The following is a 21,511-nucleotide window of genomic DNA, read 5'->3' on the forward strand; positions in this document are numbered from 1 at the left end:
TTTTACAGCCATAGAAAAATCCCCTCCAAGTAGTAGTGCATCATCCATGATAAAATCATAGGCTTTTTACACTGTCTACTTAAAGGGGATAATACCAAAATACGGTCCTTGAACTATACATTCAAATCTCTTTTTTTATAAAAAACATAGGTTACAACCAAAAGTGATAGAATCAATATTACTGAAATGACTACAAAGATTACATCCAATCCGCCACCATACATTACATTTTTCGCTTCAAAATATTTAAATGGTGTTAAATACCGTAAGCCTTTAATGTTCTCGTTCAAATCCAAAACGATGGATAACAGATACGAAAGTAATAGGATTCCAGTAGCTACTGATGCAGCCGTTTTTGGTTTCTTTTTTACAGCAGCCAGTGCGCTGCCGATTACCATAAACAAGACCTGCATAATGAACATTGCCGCCATTAGGATGGCAATTTCACTATTAACGTCCTCACCATTGCTGTATTTCGCTAAAAGAATGATGGACGTAGCGAAGGTTGCGATATTAAAGATCACTATATTTGTGAAGGCTGCCAAAAGTTTAGCTGTGATGATTTTACTTCTAGATACTGGTTTTACAAATAAAAACTCAGATGTTTTATCCCGTTCTTCTTTGGCAATGATGGTTGCTCCGAGCATTACCGCATGAATGGTAGCCATTAAAAGTAAATAGAGAAATAGCATCCCATAGTAGCCACTAGCTTTAGTTAAATCCAAATCACTGAAACCCAATACAGCCCTCAGTGATTTCGGGATATCTTCCATCAAATCATTAATTGATTGGCCCGATGAAGAATACGCTTCATATTTAGTCATTCCTGATGCTACCATAAGGAAGACACCGATGCTCCAAAATATGAGCGATTTTCTATGAGACTTCAATTCTTTTAAAAATATATTCATGACCTAACCCCTCCATTTAGCTTTCCACAAGCAAAGCTAGCATTAAACAGCATGGATATCCTTCTTGTTATAGACCACATAACTAGTTGCAATGGCAAGAATAATGATTCCTGCACCAACCATCAAATATGCTGCTTCATAGCTGGAATGTTTAATGATATAGGCGGTGTCGAAATATTTAAAAGGCGAAAAATAACGTTTCACTTCATCATTTGTCGTATCACTGAACATTCCCACAAAGTAGAATGCAAAGACGGTAGCAAGAGAGACGGTTAGCACGGATTTAATCTTTTGGACCATAACGGAAATGATAATTCCTAAAGCAAGGAATATCAGTTGAATGAAAAAGATGGTAAGTGAAAGCAATAAGAAGATTTTTAAGCTAAAATCTTCTGTCTTGACTTGGAATGCAATTAAGCTTGCTGCTGCGAAATAAATCATATTGGTAATGATGATAGAAACTAAAGCTGCCAATAATTTGCCTGTCAATATTTGAGTACGGGTAACAGGCTTCGTTAGCAAAAAGTCTGCCGTTTTCTCACGAACTTCCTTGCTGACAATAGATGTGCCGAGATTCATTGCCTGGATCGCTGCGCAAAGAGTAATAAATGATAATGGGAAGCTATAGAACCCTAGAATAGTAAAGAAATTTTCTTGATTAAACCCGAGTGCATTTCTTATCGCCTCCGGATAACTTTCTAATATTTTAATAAAATCATCTGCATCCTTAGCAAATGAAGAATACATCGACATAAAAATGACGATGATCGCAATTAAAGAAAGCGACCATATGATCGTAGACTTACGATAAGCCTTCAATTCATGCATAAAAATATTCATAGTTTCCTAGGCCTCCTTTTCGTAATAATGCATAAAGATCTCCTCAAGGTCCGGCTCCTCAATCCACAGATTCACGATTTCCATTTCAGCGATTTTTTTCATCACTGTATTGATATTCCCTTTAAATAAAAAGCTGGTTACATTATTGTTAACCTCTAAATTATTTACTCCCGTCAAATTGAAATAATTTTGGTCAGGCTGTGATTTCGTTTCAATTTTGAATTTTTTATAGGTGTTTTCTTGTAACGTACTAATTTTTTCAACGGTAACAATTTTACCCTCTTTGATAATGGCGACCCGATTACATAATCGTTGTACCTCACTTAAAATGTGGGATGAAAATAGTATGGTAGCGCCTTTTTTATTTTCTTCCTCAAGCAATTCAAAGAATTTTTGTTGCATCAGAGGATCGAGCCCACTCGTAGGTTCATCAAGAATGATTAGCTTCGGCTCATGAAGTAGCCCTTGAACAATTCCGACCTTCTTTTTGTTTCCTAAAGAAAGATCATCGATTTTTTTATTAAGATCCAGGTCCATAATTTCAGCCAAGTCTTTGATTCTCTTGCTGCAATCCTTTTTATAAAAGCTGGCTGAGTATTTTAATAGGTCCTTTACCTTCATATTGTCATAGTAAAAAACTTCAGATGGTAAGTAGCCGATTTCCTTTTTTATCTCGGGAGCAAATTGAATACAGTCTTTCCCAAAAATCGTGGCACTGCCGCTCGTTGGATAGATCAGGGATAATAGTGTGCGGATCGTTGTCGACTTCCCAGCTCCATTTGGCCCAATAAACCCGAAAATTTCACCTTGTTCCACATTAAAACTAATATCAGAAATTCCTCTTGCCTTGCCGTACGTTTTGGTTAGATTGTTAATTTCTATTACGTTCATTTAAAATACCCTCCCTTTTTCTCTTCAATCAGTTTGGAAATGACCAATTTTGTATTGGATTGAACATCTAATTATTCGTATAAAGAGCTTCTTAGAATATCCAGGTATTCTTCCATTTCTGCCATGATCTCCATGTTATCGATATCCTCCCAGGCTAGAGACAATGCTTTTTCTTGCATTTGAAAGGCGAATCCTTCCACTGTCCAATTAATAATGTTGATGGCCTTTTTTACATCTATCCCTTTCTTAAATTTAGAAAGATCAATATCAGAAAATAATTTAGTCATGGAGCTTTCTAACAATTCCTTCGCTTTGCGGTCTATATCCATTTTCACTGCAGGAGAGGTGTCTTTATAGATCGACTTAACGAAATTAAACATTTCAGGATAAACTTGATATATTTCAATTTTCAGCATGCTGATTTGTCGATAACGGACAAAAATATCTTTTTCATCCCAATTAATTCTTTCCATAATTTTTTCCATCAGAACTTCAATCGTATGATCATACAGGAATAAAAATAATTGTTTTTTATTTTGGAAATAATGGAATAACAACCCTTTTGATATTTCTGCTTCCTTGACGATTTCATTGGTCGATGCATTATCATATCCCTTCAGGGCAAATTCCTTCATAGCAGCATTTAGTATTCGGTCTTGTTTTTCCTTATCCAGGTTCATAAACTTTGAAAACATAGGGGCAGCCCTCTTTTCTTTTAACTTAAAATTCCCTTTGACCACATCGGTCAATCACATTGTACTCCCGTTGACCTCTCTGGTCAATAGTGGTCAAGCTATATTTTTCACAAAAAAATAAATGGTTTTATTTGTAGCTTTGGAGTAATGGTTGAACAAATTGATAACAAAAAAAGAGCGTGTTTTGATTAAATAATTAATCAAAAACACGCTCTTACTTATTCAATTAATTTATACTTTCTTAGGTTTTGAATAATTATATTCACTACCCGTTTCTATCCCTTTTTCCTTCATAAATTCAAGGACGGTTTGGCTTGAAGCAACTCCTCCACGAGCTCCCAAAATGGTAACAGCTCGAGCTGCGGCAGCATTGGCAAAATTGGCTACCATTCTTAGATCATCGCATTTATTCATGGCAAACATAAAGGAGCTACAAAAGGTATCACCTGCGCCGGTAACATCGACCACATCAACTGATATTCCGGGTACATGAATTTTCTGATCTTTCGTGTAAACCAGACAGCCTTCTTCAGCTAATGTAACAACTACTATTTCTGTTCCATAGCTCAGTAAGCGTGACACTGCTTCCTCATAGGTTGCTCCGTTTCGATACACATCAAATCCAACTTTATTGAAAAATGCAATATCCATTTCTTCAAAGAAAATTTCGTCTCCTGCCTCGATGTTAACTACATCAAGATCACAAACAATCTTTGTACCTGATTCTCTAATCTTTTTAATAATATCAATTGCATTCATATTACCACAGCGCAATGGTCTAATTTCTACTATTGTAGTGTATACATACTTAGCTCGACACATGGCGTCGAGAATCTCTGGAGTAATCTCTATTTTCTGTATACCTAAAGTAGGTATAAATAAAGTATGATCATCCTCCGCTAGGATAATAATATTTTTTGCATCCGGAAGTGTATCGTCATATAAAACATAGCTAGTATCAATGCCTTGCTTTCGTAAATCCTCACATAGCATTTGTGTAATATTTCCACTATTGAGCAGTGAAAGAAAATAGACAGATTCGTTATAGGCAGTATACACACTAGCTGCATTGGCTATGCTTCCACCCATTTGAGGTGGCAATGTCTCAACAAGTACTTTTTCTCTGATATTTGGCCAGTATGGTGCTCTATAGTATTCGTCAAGTGCAACATCTCCAACGAAAAATGAATAGTCTTTATTCATAAATAAACCTCCGTGATCTTTTGCCCACCTTGGAAAAATGAGAGATATTAAGTTTAGGATTAGCTTTTGCCGTAAGAAAAAACAAGATTTCTACTTCCGTTTGCTCCATTCCCATTCAATAAATATCTCTGCTTAATTACTTTTGCATTTTTCCTTTTCTCGGCATTTTTCTAACTCGCTAATAAAATGTTTCACATGTTCAACACTTACGTTCCCATCATCTTTATAAGTATCCTTCAGATAGCTGCCTATAATTGCTGCATCAGCAAGAGCAAGTTGTGCATCACAATTTTCAGCAGTTAATCCCGCACCAACGACCAATGGGAAATCATCACCAATAATTGAGCGAAACTCTTTAATTTTATCCAAATCCGTTTCCATGCCTGTCCCGTTGCCTGTCACCACGATCCCATCACATCTGCTCATACCGATTTTTAAGTCTTCTTCTAAAGATCTTTCGGATAAATATGGCTGATATTTAAATCTGACTCCTCCAAGGACATAAGCATTGGTTTGTTGGCGCATGTTTTGAATAAAATGATGAAATTCCGCATCATCTTCCACCTTTAAGTGTCCTGCAACCGAATCCAACTGAATAAACTTAGCCTCATATTTCATGGCGAGCTCAAAAGCTTTTTTGTCGTCGTCAAGAACATTGATGCCGTAAATGATATGATTTCGTTCTTTACTAATATATTTCAGCACTTCTTCCACATCTTCTGGGCTGCCAAAATAGTTTTCTATGATTACAGCATCGATCCCATTTTCTATTAATCGATCTATTTCAGTTTTAGCAATTGCCAGCTTTTCCTCGCTACTTTCACCTTTTAGATGAATCATTGCTAATATAGGCTTTTCCGTTTTGAATAATTCTAGAAATCTACTTTTTTCAGAACACATATACTTCCACCTCAAAAATGATTTTTACCCTTATCTAAAATGAACCTCATTTATAAACTCTTTTTCACTGACAAAACTTTATTCGTTAATAATTCCACAAGCTCATTTCTGAATAAGACATCACTACCTATTCCTAGGTCATGAGCTAGCTCAGCGATTTGAGTCTTCTTTATCTTTGCTTGTTTTACAACATCCTGATTCCAAAATATTTCTCTAGCAGTACCATCTGCAATGATCCGCTTATTAGCCATGGCTACTACTCTTGAAAAATGATCAGCAACAAACTCCATATCATGAGTGATCGTAATCACACTCTTTCCTTCATCCCTCAGAGCATCCATTAGAGTTGTAAGTGTTTTTATGCCATTCAAATCCTGCCCCGCAGTCGGTTCATCCAAAATAAGATAAGGTGTTTCAATTGCTAAAATAGCCGCAACGGATATAAACTTCCTCGTTGAATACGGAACATCATATGGATTCATGTCTAAATAATCTCTAATGCCTGTTAATTCAACAGCTCGATCGACACGACGATCAATCTCTTTTTGGTCAAGCTTTAGATAGTGCAGCATGAATTCAATTTCTTTCTTTACATTACTATTAAATATTTGATCATCGGGATTTTGAAACACATACCCCACTTGAGCGGATATACGAGCAGTTGTATTTTCTTTTGTATTCATTCCATTAACGAGAACATCGCCTTTTGTTGGTTTATTCAAACCATTCATAAGCTTTACTGCAGTTGTCTTTCCTGCTCCATTCTGACCGACAATTGCTACTCTTTCTCCACTTTCTATGGTGAGATGAAGATTTTCGTTGGCAATATAACCGTTTGGGTATGCAAAGGTTACATCTTTTAACTCTATGGCTCCCATTTACAATCCCATCCTCTTCATAATTTGTTCTTTCGCTTGTGACTTGGTAATCGTTATATATTCAAAAGGCTTATGTAGCCTCTTCATTTCATGACTCAACAGTGCAACTTGGGGAAAGGCTGCCCCCCTCGACAATAATTCAGTATTTGAAAAAACCTCTGAAGGTGTCCCACTATAGACCATTTGTCCTTTTTCCATGACGATCACCTCATCAGAATACTCAGCAATTAAATCCACTTTATGCTCCACTAATAAAATCGTTTTCCCCTGAGCTTTCAACATATTAATAATCTCAAATACATCGGAGGTCGTCTCCGGATCAAGCTGAGAAGTAGGTTCGTCAATAACAAGGATGTCATTATTCATTGCAATAATAGAAGCAAAAGCGACTCTTTGACGTTGGCCACCTGATAGATTATTAGGATTTTTCTTGATTAAGTCCTCAATTTTCAATAGTTTTACGACGTCGATCACTCTGTCAATCATCTCATCTTTTTCAACACTGAGGTTTTCAAGTCCTAAGGCAATTTCTTCTAAAACAGTCTCCTTCACACCACTTATTTGAGTAAAAGGATTTTGAAAAATATAGCCGATTTTTGTGGATAATAATTGGCTGTCCCAATCACGAACATCCGTACCCTCAATAAGAACCTCTCCTGTAAGATCACCTTGGTAAAAGTTTGGAATAAGTCCTCGGACAAGGTTACAAAGGGTGGTTTTCCCTCCACTATTTGAACCGATAATTCCATAAAACTTTCCTTTTTCAAAGGTAAAATTAAAATCTTTGAGAGCAAACGATTCACTAAGAGGATATTTATACGAAACATTTTTTAGTTCGATACCATTCATTAAAATATCCTCCAAATGATAAACAGAATAAGCGCAAGATTTACTGATACAACAAGAGTTTTCTCCCAAACAGGAACATTTCGAAGTTCACTCATATGCGTATTTTTTGCAGGTGCGGAAAATGCTCTTGCATCCATTGCAATCGCTTTTTCTTCCGTACTAGTAATGGCTCCTAAAACAAGCGGCCCCATTATCGGCATAAAAGCTTTAACTCGCTGTAAGATCGATCCTTCAGTTTCAATCCCTCTTGCTCTCTGTGAATCCATAATAAGCTTTGCCCTATCCCCAAGATCAATAATCGACTGGAAGGAAGCTAGAATAATATAAGACGTAGAGTGTGGTGCACCTAGTTTTTCGAGGGCATACATTAAATCCTTAGCCCTTGTGACAAGACTATATAATACAATCGAACCACATATCGAAACGACTAATGTTGAAAACCAAATACCCTGATTGATCCCCTCTTGCGTAATCGTAAATAGCCAAAACTGATATAATGGAGTCTCTCCAGGGACAAACATTGCTCTCATAATGAACAGCAAAGAACCAATTAACAAACCTAATTTTAGATACAGCTTGGCAAAAGGTTTTATACGACCAGCAAGGGCAGCTAAAAGAAAATAAAATGCAATGATACTAACGCTCACTAGCCAATTTTTCGAAATGATTGAAACAATGGCAATTGCAATAACGATATTTAACTTGGTTAATGGATTAAGATCCAAAAACCAATTGCCTGTTAGCTGTGGTTTTTTAAATGAATAGATAAATTCATAATCCATATGTATCTCTCCTTCCAAAAGAAAAAGTGAGACTAGCTGTAGGAGTTTTCTTCATTCCCCCATAGATTAGTTCACCTATAAGACTTTGAAGGGGCAGTTACCACCCTATGGACTTCATCTAATTAATGAAGCGGGGATAACTGCCCGTAATGATGGAATCCATGATCCCACTATTATTTGTTAATGAAAATTCCACCTTGCGGAAGCTTCACTAAAGTTCTCATTGGAATACTCTTAAGAATGAGATAAACAATAAAAAGCGTTGGTATTTTGTCTAACAAATCAGCAAACAGCTCGGACATAAACGCACCTGCCTCGACTGAAAAACCCATTGTCATCAGCATGCCAGTAATCATTCCTGTTGTACCTGCACCTAGTCCCCCAAACATTAGAATCGTAATTGTTGCACCTAGTCCGCCTCCAATAACGGCAAATCCTATTGACGCAACAATGGTTTTCCATAAACTTTTAAAGATTCCCCGTTTCGCTAAGAAACCAGCTAGTAGCCCGAATAGGATATTTAGCCATATATAAGCCAGTGTGGTTGGATTAGTTATTGAAATCGTTAAATTTGTAATGGCACCTACAACCGCACCTGGAATTCCGCCACAAAGGGCACCTACAACAATTGTACCGATTGAATCAAGATACAATGGGAGCTTTAACAATAAAACAATCTGACCTCCGATAAAGTTGACTGCAATACCGATAGGAATTAAAAAAACGGTCAATTTAAACGAATTTTTCATTAATTCTTCCTCCTTGTCTATTCATTACAGACATATCCGACCCTTGATTACGGTTTCTATGATGTCATCTTTCATCACGGGGAAATATCTGTTTACTAGGTTACTTTTTTACCAAATTTAAAATAATAGAAAATAATGATTAATTTAGTTCGGTCATAATATTAAATTCAAGATTTGGAGCATAAATGATCTTTACTCTCTCAATTTCTATGTTATTTTGGTCAAAAATACTTCCTTCCGCCTTCAATAGCGCATGTTCATCTTCATGAACCTGCAATATTTCCCTCGTCTGCTCATCAATGGATACAGGTGAAAGGGCAATTTCTGTGCGTTTCGGAAAAATTTGATATTTTTCTCTAAGTATTTGATAGAGAGACTCTTTTTCAAAGTCATATTGATCCAGCCCAGGAAATAAGCTGACCGGGAGTAATGAAGTATCTATCATTAGATAAGTAGTGGTGTCTTCTTTTTTGACCCCTCTAGCTCGAACCAATTTATAGAAACTTTTCCCTTCCAATAACACGATACATTGCTCTAATACTTTTGAAACACCCACTTCATTCCGGATATTTAAATAATCCGTAAATCCACCGAAATTTGTAATACTGTACTTTAATGGCCTCAACAGAACGAGAGTTCCTTTCCCACGCACTTGTTGGACCAAACCATCATTAACCAATAAAGAAATGGCATTTCTTACAGTTCCTCTTGTCGTTTGAAACGTTTTCATAACTTCTGTCTCAGAAGGTATGAATTCCCCTTGCTTGTATTCCCCGTTTAATATCTGTTCTCGTAGATGTCGATACAATTGGACATATAGAGGAATATAATCATTTTTATCCAGCAACAGTTGACCCCCCTTGTAGTTAAACAGTTATCCACTTATGTGTACAAGTTGATTTTAACAAAACACCTTTTATTTCGTCAATCAATTTTTAAACTTATTTTATAATTCTGACTATTTGTTAGTCTTGCTGAAACAATGCCCATTCTATTTAAGGAAAGAGTTTCGGAGGATTCTAGTACGGGAATTCAGCTTCATAACTGCAATGATCTAGTTATTTACCTAAGGTATGGTTCAGCTAGCTTAATGTTATAACAATAGCTATATAATCTATAATCAATCTGGTCCGAATGTGGAAGATCTAAATTATATTAATAAATTTTTTTATACTAATTCATTTTCACTAGGTTGTCTTTCTTTCTATTGAACCCTATCAAATATTTTTGCAATCTAGAAGGTGTCATCCGTATTTACAGCTTAATTAATCCGTTACAAGAAACGAAAAAAGGCAACGCCCAGAGGGTTAGTTGCCTTTCATTAATATGATTTGCGATCTACACTTCACATGACATACTGTAGATCAATTTATTAAACTACCTCATTCATTTTTATAAACATAGAGCTTCTCATTTTTATCTACCTTCCTCAACTCCTGAGAAAGCACCCCAGACATACTCATCGCACCACTTGCGTCATGGCCCAATTCCCATATCATCATTCCACCAAAACCATTATTCAGTGCAAGCTTAGTCTTCTTCTGCATGGTTGGCACACCGTTATAATGATAGGTCGTTCCATTCATGGCAACGATGTCCTTTTTAGAGTTAGCAGGATTGTTTTTCACAATCGCTGCATACGAGACTTGCTTGATGTTCACGTTTTCAGGCTGGGCATAGAATGGCACGCCTAAAACGAGCTTTTGTTTGGAAATGTTGTTTTGATCAAACAACTGTGACCAGTAATTCACCACATTTTCAGTAAATGGATAGGGTGAAAGATTCGCTGCATTGTAGCTTCCGTCCCATTGACCATCGTAGGCCATGATGTTGACATGGTCGACGTAGTTGAACATCTGTGGTTCGAATACGACATAACCTACTTCCGTTCCTGTGACACTATGGATCTTAGAATAGACCGCGATGGAAAGCTCTTTCTTTTTAGCATGCAGCTTTTCACCTAATCCTTTTGTGAAAGCAGCTAGATTTTTCGCATCTTCCTTTGATTTTGGATGTTCGAAATCGATGTCGATTCCGTCTAGTTTTTCTTGGTCTGCTATCTTAGTGAGTTCATTGATTAATCTAGTTCGGGATGAAGGATTCGAGATAGCGCTCTTGAAATATTTATACGATTCCCCACCATTGATGTGATACCATCCACCTATTGCTAGAATCGCTTTCGTTTTTTGCTGATGTGCCCTTTTGACCATGGATCGTAGGTTAGTCTTTGCTTGGTCTCCATTTAATAATAAACGGCCATCATTCGTTGGATGAGCGAATGAAAAAATCACATGAGTCAGCTTGGAATAATCAACTGTAGCAGGATCTCGAAAATCCTGGACATAGCCGATTAGCACTTTGGATGGTGCCTTTTCTACCTTTGGCATTATCTTCGGAACTAGTTTTTTTATCGATTTAGGTGCTACTCTAGCTTCTATTGATTGATTCATACGTTCTTGCTTTGATTTATGGGATGAATATAATCCCCCTGTATAAAACCCTCCTACGAAAATAAGCACAGCAATCATAAGGAGGAGGAAACGGTTCTTTATCATGATCAGCATTCCTCTCATAATCTAGTAGTCTCCTAAAATAGTAACAAAAAACGACTAGTGTGAGAGGTGGTAATATAAACCTATACTACTATATTGGTATTGGTATTGATTTTTTGAATCCTAATTTCTTCAATATTTTTATAAGGAATCAATTCGAATTATATGTTCATTTTTTCATTGCTGATAGCGAATTGGAATCCTTTACTGATCTATGCAGTGGATAAAACAAAAAACTTGAAGACCACGATAAAGTCTTCAAGGTGATATCCTCTTTAGTTCAAAAAAAGTAACGAAACTATTCTTGAAATAAATATGGAGAAGAGGATTTAAGTAAACTTTCTACTCCACCAGGATGATAAGGCATTAACTCATTTGCTGTATGCAAATCAACCCATTTTATTTCTGAGATTTCTTCTCTATCTTGAATTGCATATTCACCATCTATGATTTTAGCTTTAAATGTTATAAATATGGTGTGATGTCCTTTTTCCTTTTTCCTTAAAAAAGGATTCATTAACCGCCACAATCTTACCCGTTTCTTCTTTTGCTTCACGAATCATAGCCTGTTTTAATGTTTCCCCTTGTTCAACTTTACCACCTGGTAAAGTCCATCCCTGCCCTTGGTTATTAACCATTAAGACTTTTTTTTCATCTTCTTTATATATAAATGCGTACACTACATCTACCCTTATCATTTCTTTCTATCACTCCAAAGGTTTTTAAAGTTTAATTTTCTAAAATTATAACAAAAATGTTTTCGAATTAACCTGCCCTTTCGTAATAAAAGGTGCCAGACACCAAACAACCTTTGGCACCTGACACTTTAATCCCTCAACGGATATTTATTTATTATTTAGTTCTTCTTTTAATATCTCAATATCATCTCTAAGCATATTTGAAAAATGCTTTTTACTGGACATGATCCAACCATATTGAAGGGTCAATTCCTCGTAATCCTCAATGACACCGTTTTAGCAACTTCGATTAGATACTCTAATTCTTTTACTATTTAAAGCTTATCTATTATTAACTTCATACGCTGTTCTAACTCCTGCTTCAATTGCGCCTTGTATCCAACCTGGTGTAGTAGATGAATGTGATCCTGCGAAATGAATTCTCCCTTCTGGTGTACTAATATATTGACCTAATTCTTTTATTTGGTCGGGTTTAAACATGACAAATGCTCCTCCATAATAAGGAAACTCCGACCAATTATGTGAATATCCAATTAAAAACTCTGAAAACACTTGATCTCCAAATATATATGAGAGATCATTCAAAGCAATTTTTATCCGTTCTGCTTGTGTCATATTATCCCAGATACTAGAATCGTCTTCCCATGTGTAGCTAGCTAACATAATCCCTGTACTGTCCGATGCCTCTTGACCATGACTTGGAAAATATGCAAACTTGATTGGTAAATCGGTTGTTATTTTCCCACCATATAACCCATACTTTTCCCAAAATCTAGTTTTAAATTGAAGTCCTATTTTGGTTGAATTTGCATAATGTATCTTTCTAATAACTTTCCTCTTGTCATATGAAATAGACTCAAAAGGAAGTAAATCTACGAAATTCAATAAAGTAAAAGGAATTGTTGAGATAACAAAGTCGCTTGTAAGTTGATGCTCAGTATTAAGTATTTGATTTTCTGTATAGATTGTTACGTTTGATTCTTGTTGCATAATTTTTTTTACTCTTTGATTCGTAATAATATCGTCTTTTAGTTGTGGTAAAAATCCATTAATAAGATGATCAGTACCCCCTGAAATTTCATAAAATTTTAGGTTCTTTGTAAGGAGTACTAAAACTTCTCTTAATATTGCAGTAAATGCAAGTTCAGAAAACCCTTCTAATCCGACCATCGTTTCAATCATATCGATTGCTTCAGCTGATAAGGATACACCCACAGGGTTATATTTTAAAAAGTTAGCCATTGAATAATGATCATACATATTAATAACTATATCCCAATTTTTTTCAGGATCTTGGTTTATAAAATCAATAACTGGACCAACTGCTAATAATAGTAACTCTGTTGCAGTTTTTCCTTTTTCACTTGGGTAGACTTTAAACATTAATTGGTCTGGGTTTATTTCATAATTTTTTTCATTTGTTAATACATTATTGATAAAAATCAGATCATTAGGGGTGCTATTAATAAATTCATTTACTTGTATATCAAATTTTTTTATATATTCCATAACTAAATAGTGAATTGAAGGTATACGCATTGCACCAAGATCTATATATTGATCATTAATAAAAGGTTCCCTTTTTGTGTAAATTCTCCCACCTATTCTGTTATTTGCTTCTATGATGGTAACGTGATGTCCAGCTTCTTTTAAGAGTGATGCAGCAACTAAACCTGATATCCCTGCACCTATAACGGTTACATTCTTAGGTGAATTCGTTTTTTGTAACCCATTTTGGATTATGTAAATCATTTGATCCTTTGAAAGTAGTAATTTTTGAATCATAGTTATCACCTCTTCTTACAAAAAATAACTATCAATTAATTGTTATTCGATTGTAAGTTGAAATAGAATTTTAACTTGGATTTATTTCATAATCAAGGTTTAAAAGCAAATACTAATTCAACGAACCTGCCTGTATCCTCTATCGAAGCATTTAATTATTTTCAAAATAAAAGAGCGATTATCCTTCTGGATTATCGCCCTTTGTAATTGATACTCCTATTAATATAAGTTCATTAACCCCCTCTGGGTACGAGGAAATCTAAAGGGATTTTACATTATCTTTTAGGGTCTATTAAAAACTCTGATAAGTAGAGATAATATATACTATGTTATAAGAGCTAAGTTTTTCATTATACTTTGGAAATGTGTCTTTATAGTATTCTCCCATTCAAAGCCCCAGGATCAGAACAAAAAATAAGAGCTGCATAACAGCTCTGTTATTCAGCTCTAGCCCCCGTAGTTCAAGAAGTGATTCATATTTACAGCAAAAAGTCTCTATTTCAAATATAAAAAAGAATTCCGAATCCAGAATAACAATAATCCATCATTCACACAATTTTTGTTTAATAAAAATCCTTAACTAAAGTATTTGATTTCTCTATAACTTTCTGGATTTTTTTCCATATTTACTCTAACTATTCATATTTATTGGATGAATTAGTGATAATAATCAAGAGGTGAAAAAATGGAAAAGGATAATTTAAAACTTACATCCTCCGAAATAGGAACACTTTGGGGAGAGTATGTAAACGGTACAATGGCTGATATTGTAAATAAGTATATGTTTTCTATTATTGAAGACGAATCAATAAAAATAGTTTTTGAAGAAGCCATTAAGATCTTCGAAAAGCAAAAGAAACAGCTTGTTTACTTTATTGAGAAAGAGGGATTTCCTGTTCCCATAGGATTTACTGAGTCCGACCTTAATAAAAGTGCAGAGAGATTGTTTTCTGACACATTCTGCTTAAATTATTTGCATATAATGACTTTACATGGTTTGTTAGGTCACTCAACTGCATTAAGTGTTTCTGTCAGAAGAGATCTTCGGGATTTTTACGATTCATGTGATAATGATGCGAAAAAAATGTACCATTTGACCATTGAGTTATTGCTAGAAAAAGGAAAATTCCAAAGAGACCCCTATTTCTATCCTAACGATAGCCCTGAATTTATTTCTTCCCCAGATTTTACTGATGGATTCTTCGGAAAAGGTAGACTATTATCTGCGACTGAAATCATAAGTATTTCTTTTAACCTTAAAAAGAGTATAATGGCTAAGGCCCTTTCTATCGGATTCAGTCAAGTCACTAAATCAAAAGAGTTAAGAGAGTTCTTGGAGGACTCTGAAAAAACGTCTGATAAACAAATACAAGCTTTTTCGAAAATTTTGCACAAGGATAATTTGCCAATTCCAATGTCGTGGGAATCAGAGATTACAACGGCTAAAACCTCTCCCTTTTCGGATAAATTACTGATGTACCATATTGGCTTTTTGGCTCAAACTGCACAAATATATCATGGAACAGGTCTAGCATCAGCTATGCGAACAGACCTTGTAGCAGCTTATGAAACAGCCATTCTAAAAAATCTTGTAGTAACCAAAAGATGGTTTGATATTATGATGAAAAACAAGTGGTTAGAACAGCCACCGCTTGCTCCAAACAGAAAAGAAACTGCACAAGATCAATAAAATACACCCCTCTTGAGAGGGGTGTATTAATAATTTAGCTTCTAAATCTAATAGATTATTCCATTGTAAAATCATTATTTCCCTATTCAAGTATCATGCCCCCTATAGTTCCATAAGTACATGCTTTGTTCAACTCTTCCACTCAGTCAACTAAATAAGAAAACTTGAGAAAATAATATTTATTCAAAGGAAAAAACCTCCTTTATGTCGAAAATAATAAACAAAGGGGATGACCCAATGAATAAAGTTGTATTATTAAAAAAACTACACTATGCCAGTCGAGGTAATTTGTTTTCAACAGAGATTCCTAAGGCTACAAATGAAGACGTAAAAAAGATTGAAGAATTGGTTGAAGAATTAGTAAGTGAAGGAAAAATCAAGTTAAGAGAATTTATTCTACGAGAACACTCAGTTTATTTACAAGGTATAATTAAGTATGCATCCGAATAATCGGGTGCTTTATTGTGGGTGAAACACAACGGTCATCAAAGTATTTAATTTATCAATCCCGTTGTCACAACCTCCTTACTTTGCCCCTGGTTCAATAAAACCCTAACAGTAATTAGGTCATCTCTTAGTAACCTTTGGCACTCCAATACTTAAATTTCCCTATAGAAAAACCTCAACTAATTCAACCTTTGTTTCTTCACATTCAACTAACCTGTATCTTTTGTGCATTAAGAAAAAGCCGCCAAGCATGGCAGCTGGATCTTCTACTTATGCACCCATTAGTTTTCCAATTATCTGTTCTTCTATATTAAAGTATTATTGTACGTTGAATTAATGATTATTTTTCATTTCTATAATCAGAGCTTCAATCTGTTCTTGTGAAAGTTGCTTCCGTTCAATCTCCACATCTCTGCCGCCGCCAATCCAAACTAGATCATCATGATTTGATAAAGGTTTTCTTCCTCTTGGTACGGATTCTGTGTACTTTTCCCACACACCATTAATCTTAGCAAGTGAAACATCACCTCTTTTCATTATCAAACCAGCTATACTTTTCGGCATCATCAAACCACTTATACATTGTTTTTTTGAGAAATAAAAATCTTCTTCCATTTATTCATCTCCTTAATAGTTAATAGTATATGTAAATTTCGTCATTAACCATTTATGAATTTACTTCTTTCTTGTTTAACTAAAAGACTGGTTTGTCATATAAGAGAATAATTTAAAAGAAGGAAAAAGGATTTTTTTCCAGAATCTTTTATCGAGGAAAATTAAATGAAGGGGTGGATTTGGGTGGAACAAACTATTTTTCAACATATGGATACAGTTCGTCAAATCACTTTAAAATCGATTAAGAAAATCCCTGAGAAGATTGCGGATATCGTCCCAAATGGGTTAAATAATAACATTCGCTGGAACTGTGGTCATATTGCCTTCGTACAAGAAAAACTCGTATTTGGATCACTTAATGAAGAGATGAAGCTTCCTAAGAATTATGAAGAATTATTTGCAGGTGGGACCAAGCCAAGTGAATGGAATGAAACTCCTCCATCGTTGGAAGAGATTGAAGCCGTCCTGACTGAACAAAGTTCCAGAATTAAAGTATTCCTTCCAGGACGTTTCCATGAAAAACTTCCAACACCCTTTACGAACCGTGCGGGCATAACGTTTCATACCGTGGGTGAGACCTTTTTGTTTAGTTTTTACCATGAGGCTTTACATATGGATACCATTAAGCATATTTATAAATCAATCAGGTCTAATTAATGAAGAAAGGCGATTTGAATTCTATCAGTTTTCAAATCGTCTTTTTTATCTCTATTCTAAAAAGTGCTACTCAAAAATTCAGTAGTCCGTTCTTATTTTGTCTTTAGATAATTGTCTACTAGGTTTGGAACCCTAATGAAAACCTCTAATATACCCTTCGCTCTCGCATTTTTTTCATGCACTTCACCTTGGTAATCCTTCACTTTCAATAGATTTACCTTTCCCTTTTCAAAATTTACCCTTCACTTTTATTGAAAAACTGATTTATTTCCACTTTTCGATCCACTTATTCATCCATAAAGGAACTTATCCATCTTACTTTCTGTATTCCCTTCACTTTTCAATCCAATAAACATTTTTCATAAAAAAGAAAAAAAGACTGTAGAGAATAGGCATTTCCTCTACAATCTTTGCTGTTCAATTTACATTTTTTTGGACTTTTATGATTATTTTAGTCGGGAAATTCCACGTTTTGTATAAAAAATAATTACGATCAGAAAATTCCACAGTTTTGGAATCAAGGCTTGCTTATACTTCACTTACTTTATCAGAGTAAACCCCTACCTAGAGATCCCCAACTTTATCAACCAATTTTATTGAAAGATAGACACTTGCAGCTCCAATGAGACAAAGTCCTACTTTCACGATTTCAGGATTAAGATCAATATTCAGAAGGTAGAAGAAGTTTTGAAATTGCATTAGAAATATCGCACAAAGGACTGCCGGTACTGTTGCTCTTTTCCATATACCGAAGAAGTATAGTGGGATTAAACTAATCAGTGTAATCATGAAGGTATGACCAATCATCTTTCTAAAAAACGTTGTTACATCCACAATAGTTGGCTGCCCATTAATAATATGAAAGATCTGATCTAGTAAATAGGTTGTTATTCCGGTCAGTAAAAAGGAGACTATCGTACAACAGAAAACAAAAATGGCGATAAAAAGAACTTTTGCCGTCACTAATTTTTTTCGGCTTATTGGATATCCGTAGGAAAGAGAGATCGTTCTATTTTTAAATTCATCAATTACAACCTGATTAATAAGAGATGCCCCAAAAAGAACAAATCCCATATGCATGGATAAAATAAGTTGTATGATTTGTGAATAGCTATCACCAAAATCTTGACTGACCATTTTAATAAAAAATGTTGGCAAAAACATTAGAATTCCTACATATATCATTATTTCACTAATAACCACTTTTTGTTTTAATTTCTTCCATTCAAGCTTCATCAATTTAACCAACTTTACCACCTCCATGAATTTGTTGATAAAAATAGTCTTCTAATGAACTAATATGCTTTTGAATTTCCTCAACTTCAATACCATGTAGAATCAATGTTTTTGAAATTTCACTTTGAGGCAAAGTAAGATCATAAATGCGAATTCGATTTTCTTTGATAATTTTAATGTTAGAAATTTGAAGTTCAGAATCAAGTAAATATACGGATTTTTGAGCATCCTTTGTGACAATTTCGATATACTCCGTTCGTTGTTTACTAATATCGGCTAACGTCACTTCATTGACAAGTTTCCCATCCTTTATGACACCAATTCTGTCAGCTACCTGTTCGATTTCCCCTAAAATATGACTGGATAGAAGAAACGTAATCCCATATTCCCTATTTAACATCCGAATCAATTCTCTCATATCTTTTATTCCAATTGGATCAAGTCCATTTGTAGGTTCATCTAAAATAATCAGTTCAGGCTTTGTAATGATTGCTCGCGCTATTCCAAGTCGTTGCTTCATACCAAGTGAAAAGTCTTTTACAATCTTTTCTTCAATTCCTGTTAATTGAACCAAATCCAAAGCCTGAATAATGGCTTTTTGATCATAGAACCCTAAATATTCACAGTGAAGCTGAAGATTCTCCATAGCTGTTAAATGTTCAAAGAAGATCGGATATTCAATAATACTTCCGACCCGTTTTAAACAAGCTTTTGATGTTTCAGTAAGCTTTTGATTAAATAAAGCAATCTCTCCAGATGTAGGACTTATTAATCCTGTAAGCATCTTCATGATTGTTGTTTTCCCTGCTCCATTTTGGCCAAGGAATCCATATATTTCTCCCTTTTTTATATGCAGATTTACATTTGATACGAGCACTCTACCTTTTACTTTTTTTGTTAATCCATCTGTACGAATAATATATTCCATCGTTATCCCCCCTGCTTTCTTATACTTCTATCATAAACAGAGTTCTTATCTTTTTTATTTCTCAATCCTTACATGTTTCTTAAGTTTAAGGCCTTTTTAAACAATGTTGTTGATTTCCGTTCCAGGCACTCGCTTTCCGCGGGGCGGCCGGTGAGCCTCCTCGGCGATACCGCAACTGTGGGGTCTTACCTATCCCGCTGCTCCCGCAGGAGTCGATTGCCTTCCACTCCAAACACCTTAGTGGAAAAATCAACAATAAGCTTTAACAGAGCTAAGTTAAAAAAAAAGAGCTGTTCCATTTCACAAGAACACCTCTTTCGAGAAGATTAATATGTTATCTGTTTAAAGATACAAGTAAAGGTGGTCTTTTCAAAAGGCTTACTATATAAATGAATGGACCCTTTCATGGATTCAATTAACCGTTTAGAAATACTAAGACCTAGACCACTTCCTTGAAATTGTGGATTTCTTGCATCATCTAATGTATATAATCGTTCAAATACTCGATCTTGATGGATCTCCGCAATCCCTTTTCCTTTATCCCATATCTCAACAGTAATCTTTCCATCACTTTCTCTGAGTGCTAGACCAAAAACTCCTCCATCGCTGCCATAACGGATAGAATTCGAGATTAGATTACCAAATATCCGATTTAATGCATCCTCATTCCCCAAAATGTATAAATGCTGTTCTGGAATATCAATCTCTACACGGAAACCTTTTGCTACCAGTAAATCATAAAATTCCAATACATTTTTTCTACATATTTCGTTGAGACAAATTTTATTCAAAGGAATCAAATAATCTTCTGATTCGATTTTTACAAGGTCAAAAAATTGGTTAAGTAGCGAGATTAGATTTAATACTTTTTCATGCAGACGTATACTAACCATCGTTTTTTCTTCCTCAGTTATCTGTTCATCCATTTTCAATTTTTCTACATACCCTAATATAACAGTTAGTGGAGTTTTCAAATCATGGGACATATTTGATATCATTTTCTTTAAACTTTCTTTTGTTTTTGCATAATCCGCAATGACCTTTTGGTTATAATCCAATAGACGATTAATTTGAATGAGTAAAAGCTGAAGGGCGTGTTGATCTGTTTGTAATAATATTTTTTCAGATGTCCTATTTTTCATAATATCAGCTAATTTGCCACTCATCTCATGTAAGGTTTGTTTGATCCTCATTCGTGATCGATATTGTAATACATTAATAATGATTAAAATGAAAATCAATATCCATAGTACGGAAACCATGAGTCATTCACCTAATTTATATCCAATTCCCCAGATGGTTTTAATATACTGTGGATTGGAAGGATTCTCTTCAATTTTTTCCCGAAGCCTTCTTATATGTACGTTTATTACATTTTCATTTCCATAATAATCATCTTCCCAAATAAAATGATAGATTTGTTCCTTTGTGAACACTCTACTTTGATTAGTCATAAACAATTTTAAAATATCAAATTCCTTTAATGTGAGCTGAACAGTTTTGCCTCTAACCTGTGCAGTAAATAAATGTAAGTCAAGGGTGAAGTCCTTATAATGAAGAAATTTAGGAATAGAGCTTTTTTCAGGTGGAAGGTATTGTGTAGATCTACGAATAGCAGCATGGACCCTAGCTGTTAGTTCAATCATGGAAAATGGCTTACTAATATAATCATCAGCACCGAAACCGAGACCCAACGCTTTTTCTAGGTCACTACCTTTTGCTGAAATAATTAGAACAGGAATCATGCTTTTTTCTCTTATTCGTTTTAATACTTCCATGCCACTTAGTTTGGGAAGCATTAAATCCAGTAAAAGTAAATCAGGTTGCATGTCATCAAAACGCGATAATGCCTCATCACCATCGAATACGGGGAATACTTTAAAATTCTCTTTCACAAGCGAATTCATAATTAATTGGCTAATTTCTATGTCATCTTCAACAAGCAGGATACTTTTTTGCATACTTTTTCACATCCAATCATGAATAATAAATTGGAAAAAAATTTAAATAATCAATACCATAATGCTATCAATTTCCTTTGTCCAACCTTCCTATGATGTGGATGTCAGTCTTGCTGACCTCTTAGTCGAAAAAGAAAAGCTGCCTAAATGCTATAGTACCCCTAAAGTAGACTCTAAAAAGAAACTGACTTTTATCCCTCGTGGTAAAATCAATTTAAGTCTATTTGGGGGTTTTTTTATGTCT

General features: G+C 34.9%; 21 protein-coding genes and 1 pseudogene. 3 read left to right on the forward strand and 19 right to left on the reverse strand.

Translation table 11 applies throughout. The annotated features are described in order from the left end of the window. Positions 1-113: 113 nt before the first annotated feature. From G3O09_RS21265 to G3O09_RS21330, 14 genes and pseudogenes are all read right to left on the reverse strand, one after another. On the reverse strand, positions 114-911 hold the full coding sequence (locus G3O09_RS21265; protein WP_163103443.1) for an ABC transporter permease subunit: 798 nt from the start codon (positions 909-911) through the stop codon (positions 114-116). Between the two features lie 42 nt (positions 912-953). Further along, positions 954-1,751, reverse strand: coding sequence for an ABC transporter permease subunit (locus tag G3O09_RS21270; RefSeq protein ID WP_163103444.1), 798 nt, complete (start codon positions 1,749-1,751; stop codon positions 954-956). 6 nt (positions 1,752-1,757) lie between these two features. Next, positions 1,758-2,642, reverse strand: a complete 885-nt coding sequence (locus G3O09_RS21275; RefSeq protein WP_163103445.1) for an ABC transporter ATP-binding protein — start codon at positions 2,640-2,642, stop codon at positions 1,758-1,760. 71 nt (positions 2,643-2,713) lie between these two features. After that, positions 2,714-3,337, reverse strand: coding sequence for a TetR/AcrR family transcriptional regulator (locus G3O09_RS21280; RefSeq protein WP_163103446.1), 624 nt, complete (start codon positions 3,335-3,337; stop codon positions 2,714-2,716). A 231-nt stretch (positions 3,338-3,568) separates the two neighbouring features. Further along, the gene (locus G3O09_RS21285) at positions 3,569-4,540 is read right to left on the reverse strand and encodes a carbohydrate kinase family protein (protein ID WP_163103447.1); all 972 of its coding nucleotides are present in this window, start codon (positions 4,538-4,540) and stop codon (positions 3,569-3,571) included. Positions 4,541-4,672: 132 nt separating this feature from the next. Beyond that, positions 4,673-5,440 carry a BtpA/SgcQ family protein gene (locus G3O09_RS21290; RefSeq protein ID WP_163103448.1) on the reverse strand — a complete coding sequence of 256 codons (768 nt, stop codon included), beginning with the start codon at positions 5,438-5,440 and terminating at the stop codon, positions 4,673-4,675. Between the two features lie 50 nt (positions 5,441-5,490). Beyond that, complete coding sequence (locus G3O09_RS21295; RefSeq protein WP_163103449.1) at positions 5,491-6,318, reverse strand: energy-coupling factor ABC transporter ATP-binding protein; 828 nt, start codon at positions 6,316-6,318, stop codon at positions 5,491-5,493. Further along, positions 6,319-7,167: an energy-coupling factor ABC transporter ATP-binding protein gene (locus G3O09_RS21300; protein ID WP_163103450.1), complete on the reverse strand. Its 849-nt coding sequence runs from the start codon at positions 7,165-7,167 to the stop codon at positions 6,319-6,321. It lies immediately after the preceding gene. After that, the gene (locus G3O09_RS21305) at positions 7,167-7,949 is read right to left on the reverse strand and encodes an energy-coupling factor transporter transmembrane component T family protein (protein WP_163103451.1); all 783 of its coding nucleotides are present in this window, start codon (positions 7,947-7,949) and stop codon (positions 7,167-7,169) included. The genes G3O09_RS21300 and G3O09_RS21305 overlap by 1 nt, the downstream gene beginning before the upstream one ends. Before the next feature lie 173 nt (positions 7,950-8,122). Continuing rightward, complete coding sequence (locus G3O09_RS21310; protein ID WP_163103452.1) at positions 8,123-8,698, reverse strand: hypothetical protein; 576 nt, start codon at positions 8,696-8,698, stop codon at positions 8,123-8,125. Positions 8,699-8,837: 139 nt separating this feature from the next. Beyond that, the gene (locus G3O09_RS21315; protein WP_163103453.1) at positions 8,838-9,545 is read right to left on the reverse strand and encodes a GntR family transcriptional regulator; all 708 of its coding nucleotides are present in this window, start codon (positions 9,543-9,545) and stop codon (positions 8,838-8,840) included. A gap of 535 nt (positions 9,546-10,080) precedes the next feature. Next, the gene (locus G3O09_RS21320) at positions 10,081-11,271 is read right to left on the reverse strand and encodes a glycoside hydrolase family 18 protein (RefSeq protein ID WP_240338528.1); all 1,191 of its coding nucleotides are present in this window, start codon (positions 11,269-11,271) and stop codon (positions 10,081-10,083) included. A gap of 277 nt (positions 11,272-11,548) precedes the next feature. Further along, positions 11,549-11,948, reverse strand: a pseudogene (locus tag G3O09_RS21325) (NUDIX hydrolase). Positions 11,949-12,269: 321 nt separating this feature from the next. Beyond that, positions 12,270-13,733, reverse strand: coding sequence for a flavin monoamine oxidase family protein (locus G3O09_RS21330; RefSeq protein WP_163103454.1), 1,464 nt, complete (start codon positions 13,731-13,733; stop codon positions 12,270-12,272). A gap of 685 nt (positions 13,734-14,418) precedes the next feature. Here G3O09_RS21330 and G3O09_RS21335 point away from each other — a divergent pair. Further along, positions 14,419-15,423, forward strand: coding sequence for a DUF3231 family protein (locus G3O09_RS21335; RefSeq protein ID WP_163103455.1), 1,005 nt, complete (start codon positions 14,419-14,421; stop codon positions 15,421-15,423). A gap of 237 nt (positions 15,424-15,660) precedes the next feature. Next, a complete protein-coding gene (locus G3O09_RS21340) occupies positions 15,661-15,873 on the forward strand; it encodes a hypothetical protein (RefSeq protein WP_163103456.1) in 213 nt (70 codons plus the stop codon). A 330-nt stretch (positions 15,874-16,203) separates the two neighbouring features. Here the strand turns inward: G3O09_RS21340 and G3O09_RS21345 are convergent, their stop codons facing one another. Further along, the gene (locus G3O09_RS21345; RefSeq protein WP_163103457.1) at positions 16,204-16,485 is read right to left on the reverse strand and encodes a hypothetical protein; all 282 of its coding nucleotides are present in this window, start codon (positions 16,483-16,485) and stop codon (positions 16,204-16,206) included. Between the two features lie 183 nt (positions 16,486-16,668). Here G3O09_RS21345 and G3O09_RS21350 point away from each other — a divergent pair, with 183 nt between their 5' ends. Next, entirely contained in the window at positions 16,669-17,142 is a 474-nt protein-coding gene (locus G3O09_RS21350; RefSeq protein WP_163103458.1) for a DinB family protein, read from the forward strand. Positions 17,143-17,706: 564 nt separating this feature from the next. Here the strand turns inward: G3O09_RS21350 and G3O09_RS21355 are convergent. From G3O09_RS21355 to G3O09_RS21370, 4 genes are all read right to left on the reverse strand, one after another. Next, a complete protein-coding gene (locus G3O09_RS21355) occupies positions 17,707-18,390 on the reverse strand; it encodes an ABC transporter permease (protein WP_163103459.1) in 684 nt (227 codons plus the stop codon). Further along, positions 18,383-19,306: an ABC transporter ATP-binding protein gene (locus G3O09_RS21360; RefSeq protein ID WP_163103460.1), complete on the reverse strand. Its 924-nt coding sequence runs from the start codon at positions 19,304-19,306 to the stop codon at positions 18,383-18,385. The genes G3O09_RS21355 and G3O09_RS21360 overlap by 8 nt, the downstream gene beginning before the upstream one ends. Before the next feature lie 326 nt (positions 19,307-19,632). Next, entirely contained in the window at positions 19,633-20,568 is a 936-nt protein-coding gene (locus tag G3O09_RS21365) for a sensor histidine kinase (RefSeq protein ID WP_163103461.1), read from the reverse strand. A 3-nt stretch (positions 20,569-20,571) separates the two neighbouring features. Further along, a complete protein-coding gene (locus G3O09_RS21370; RefSeq protein WP_163103462.1) occupies positions 20,572-21,267 on the reverse strand; it encodes a response regulator transcription factor in 696 nt (231 codons plus the stop codon). Positions 21,268-21,511: the final 244 nt, after the last annotated feature.

The sequence above is a fragment of the Peribacillus alkalitolerans genome (assembly GCF_010882125.1).
Taxonomy (GTDB): domain Bacteria; phylum Bacillota; class Bacilli; order Bacillales; family DSM-1321; genus Bacillus_BN; species Bacillus_BN alkalitolerans.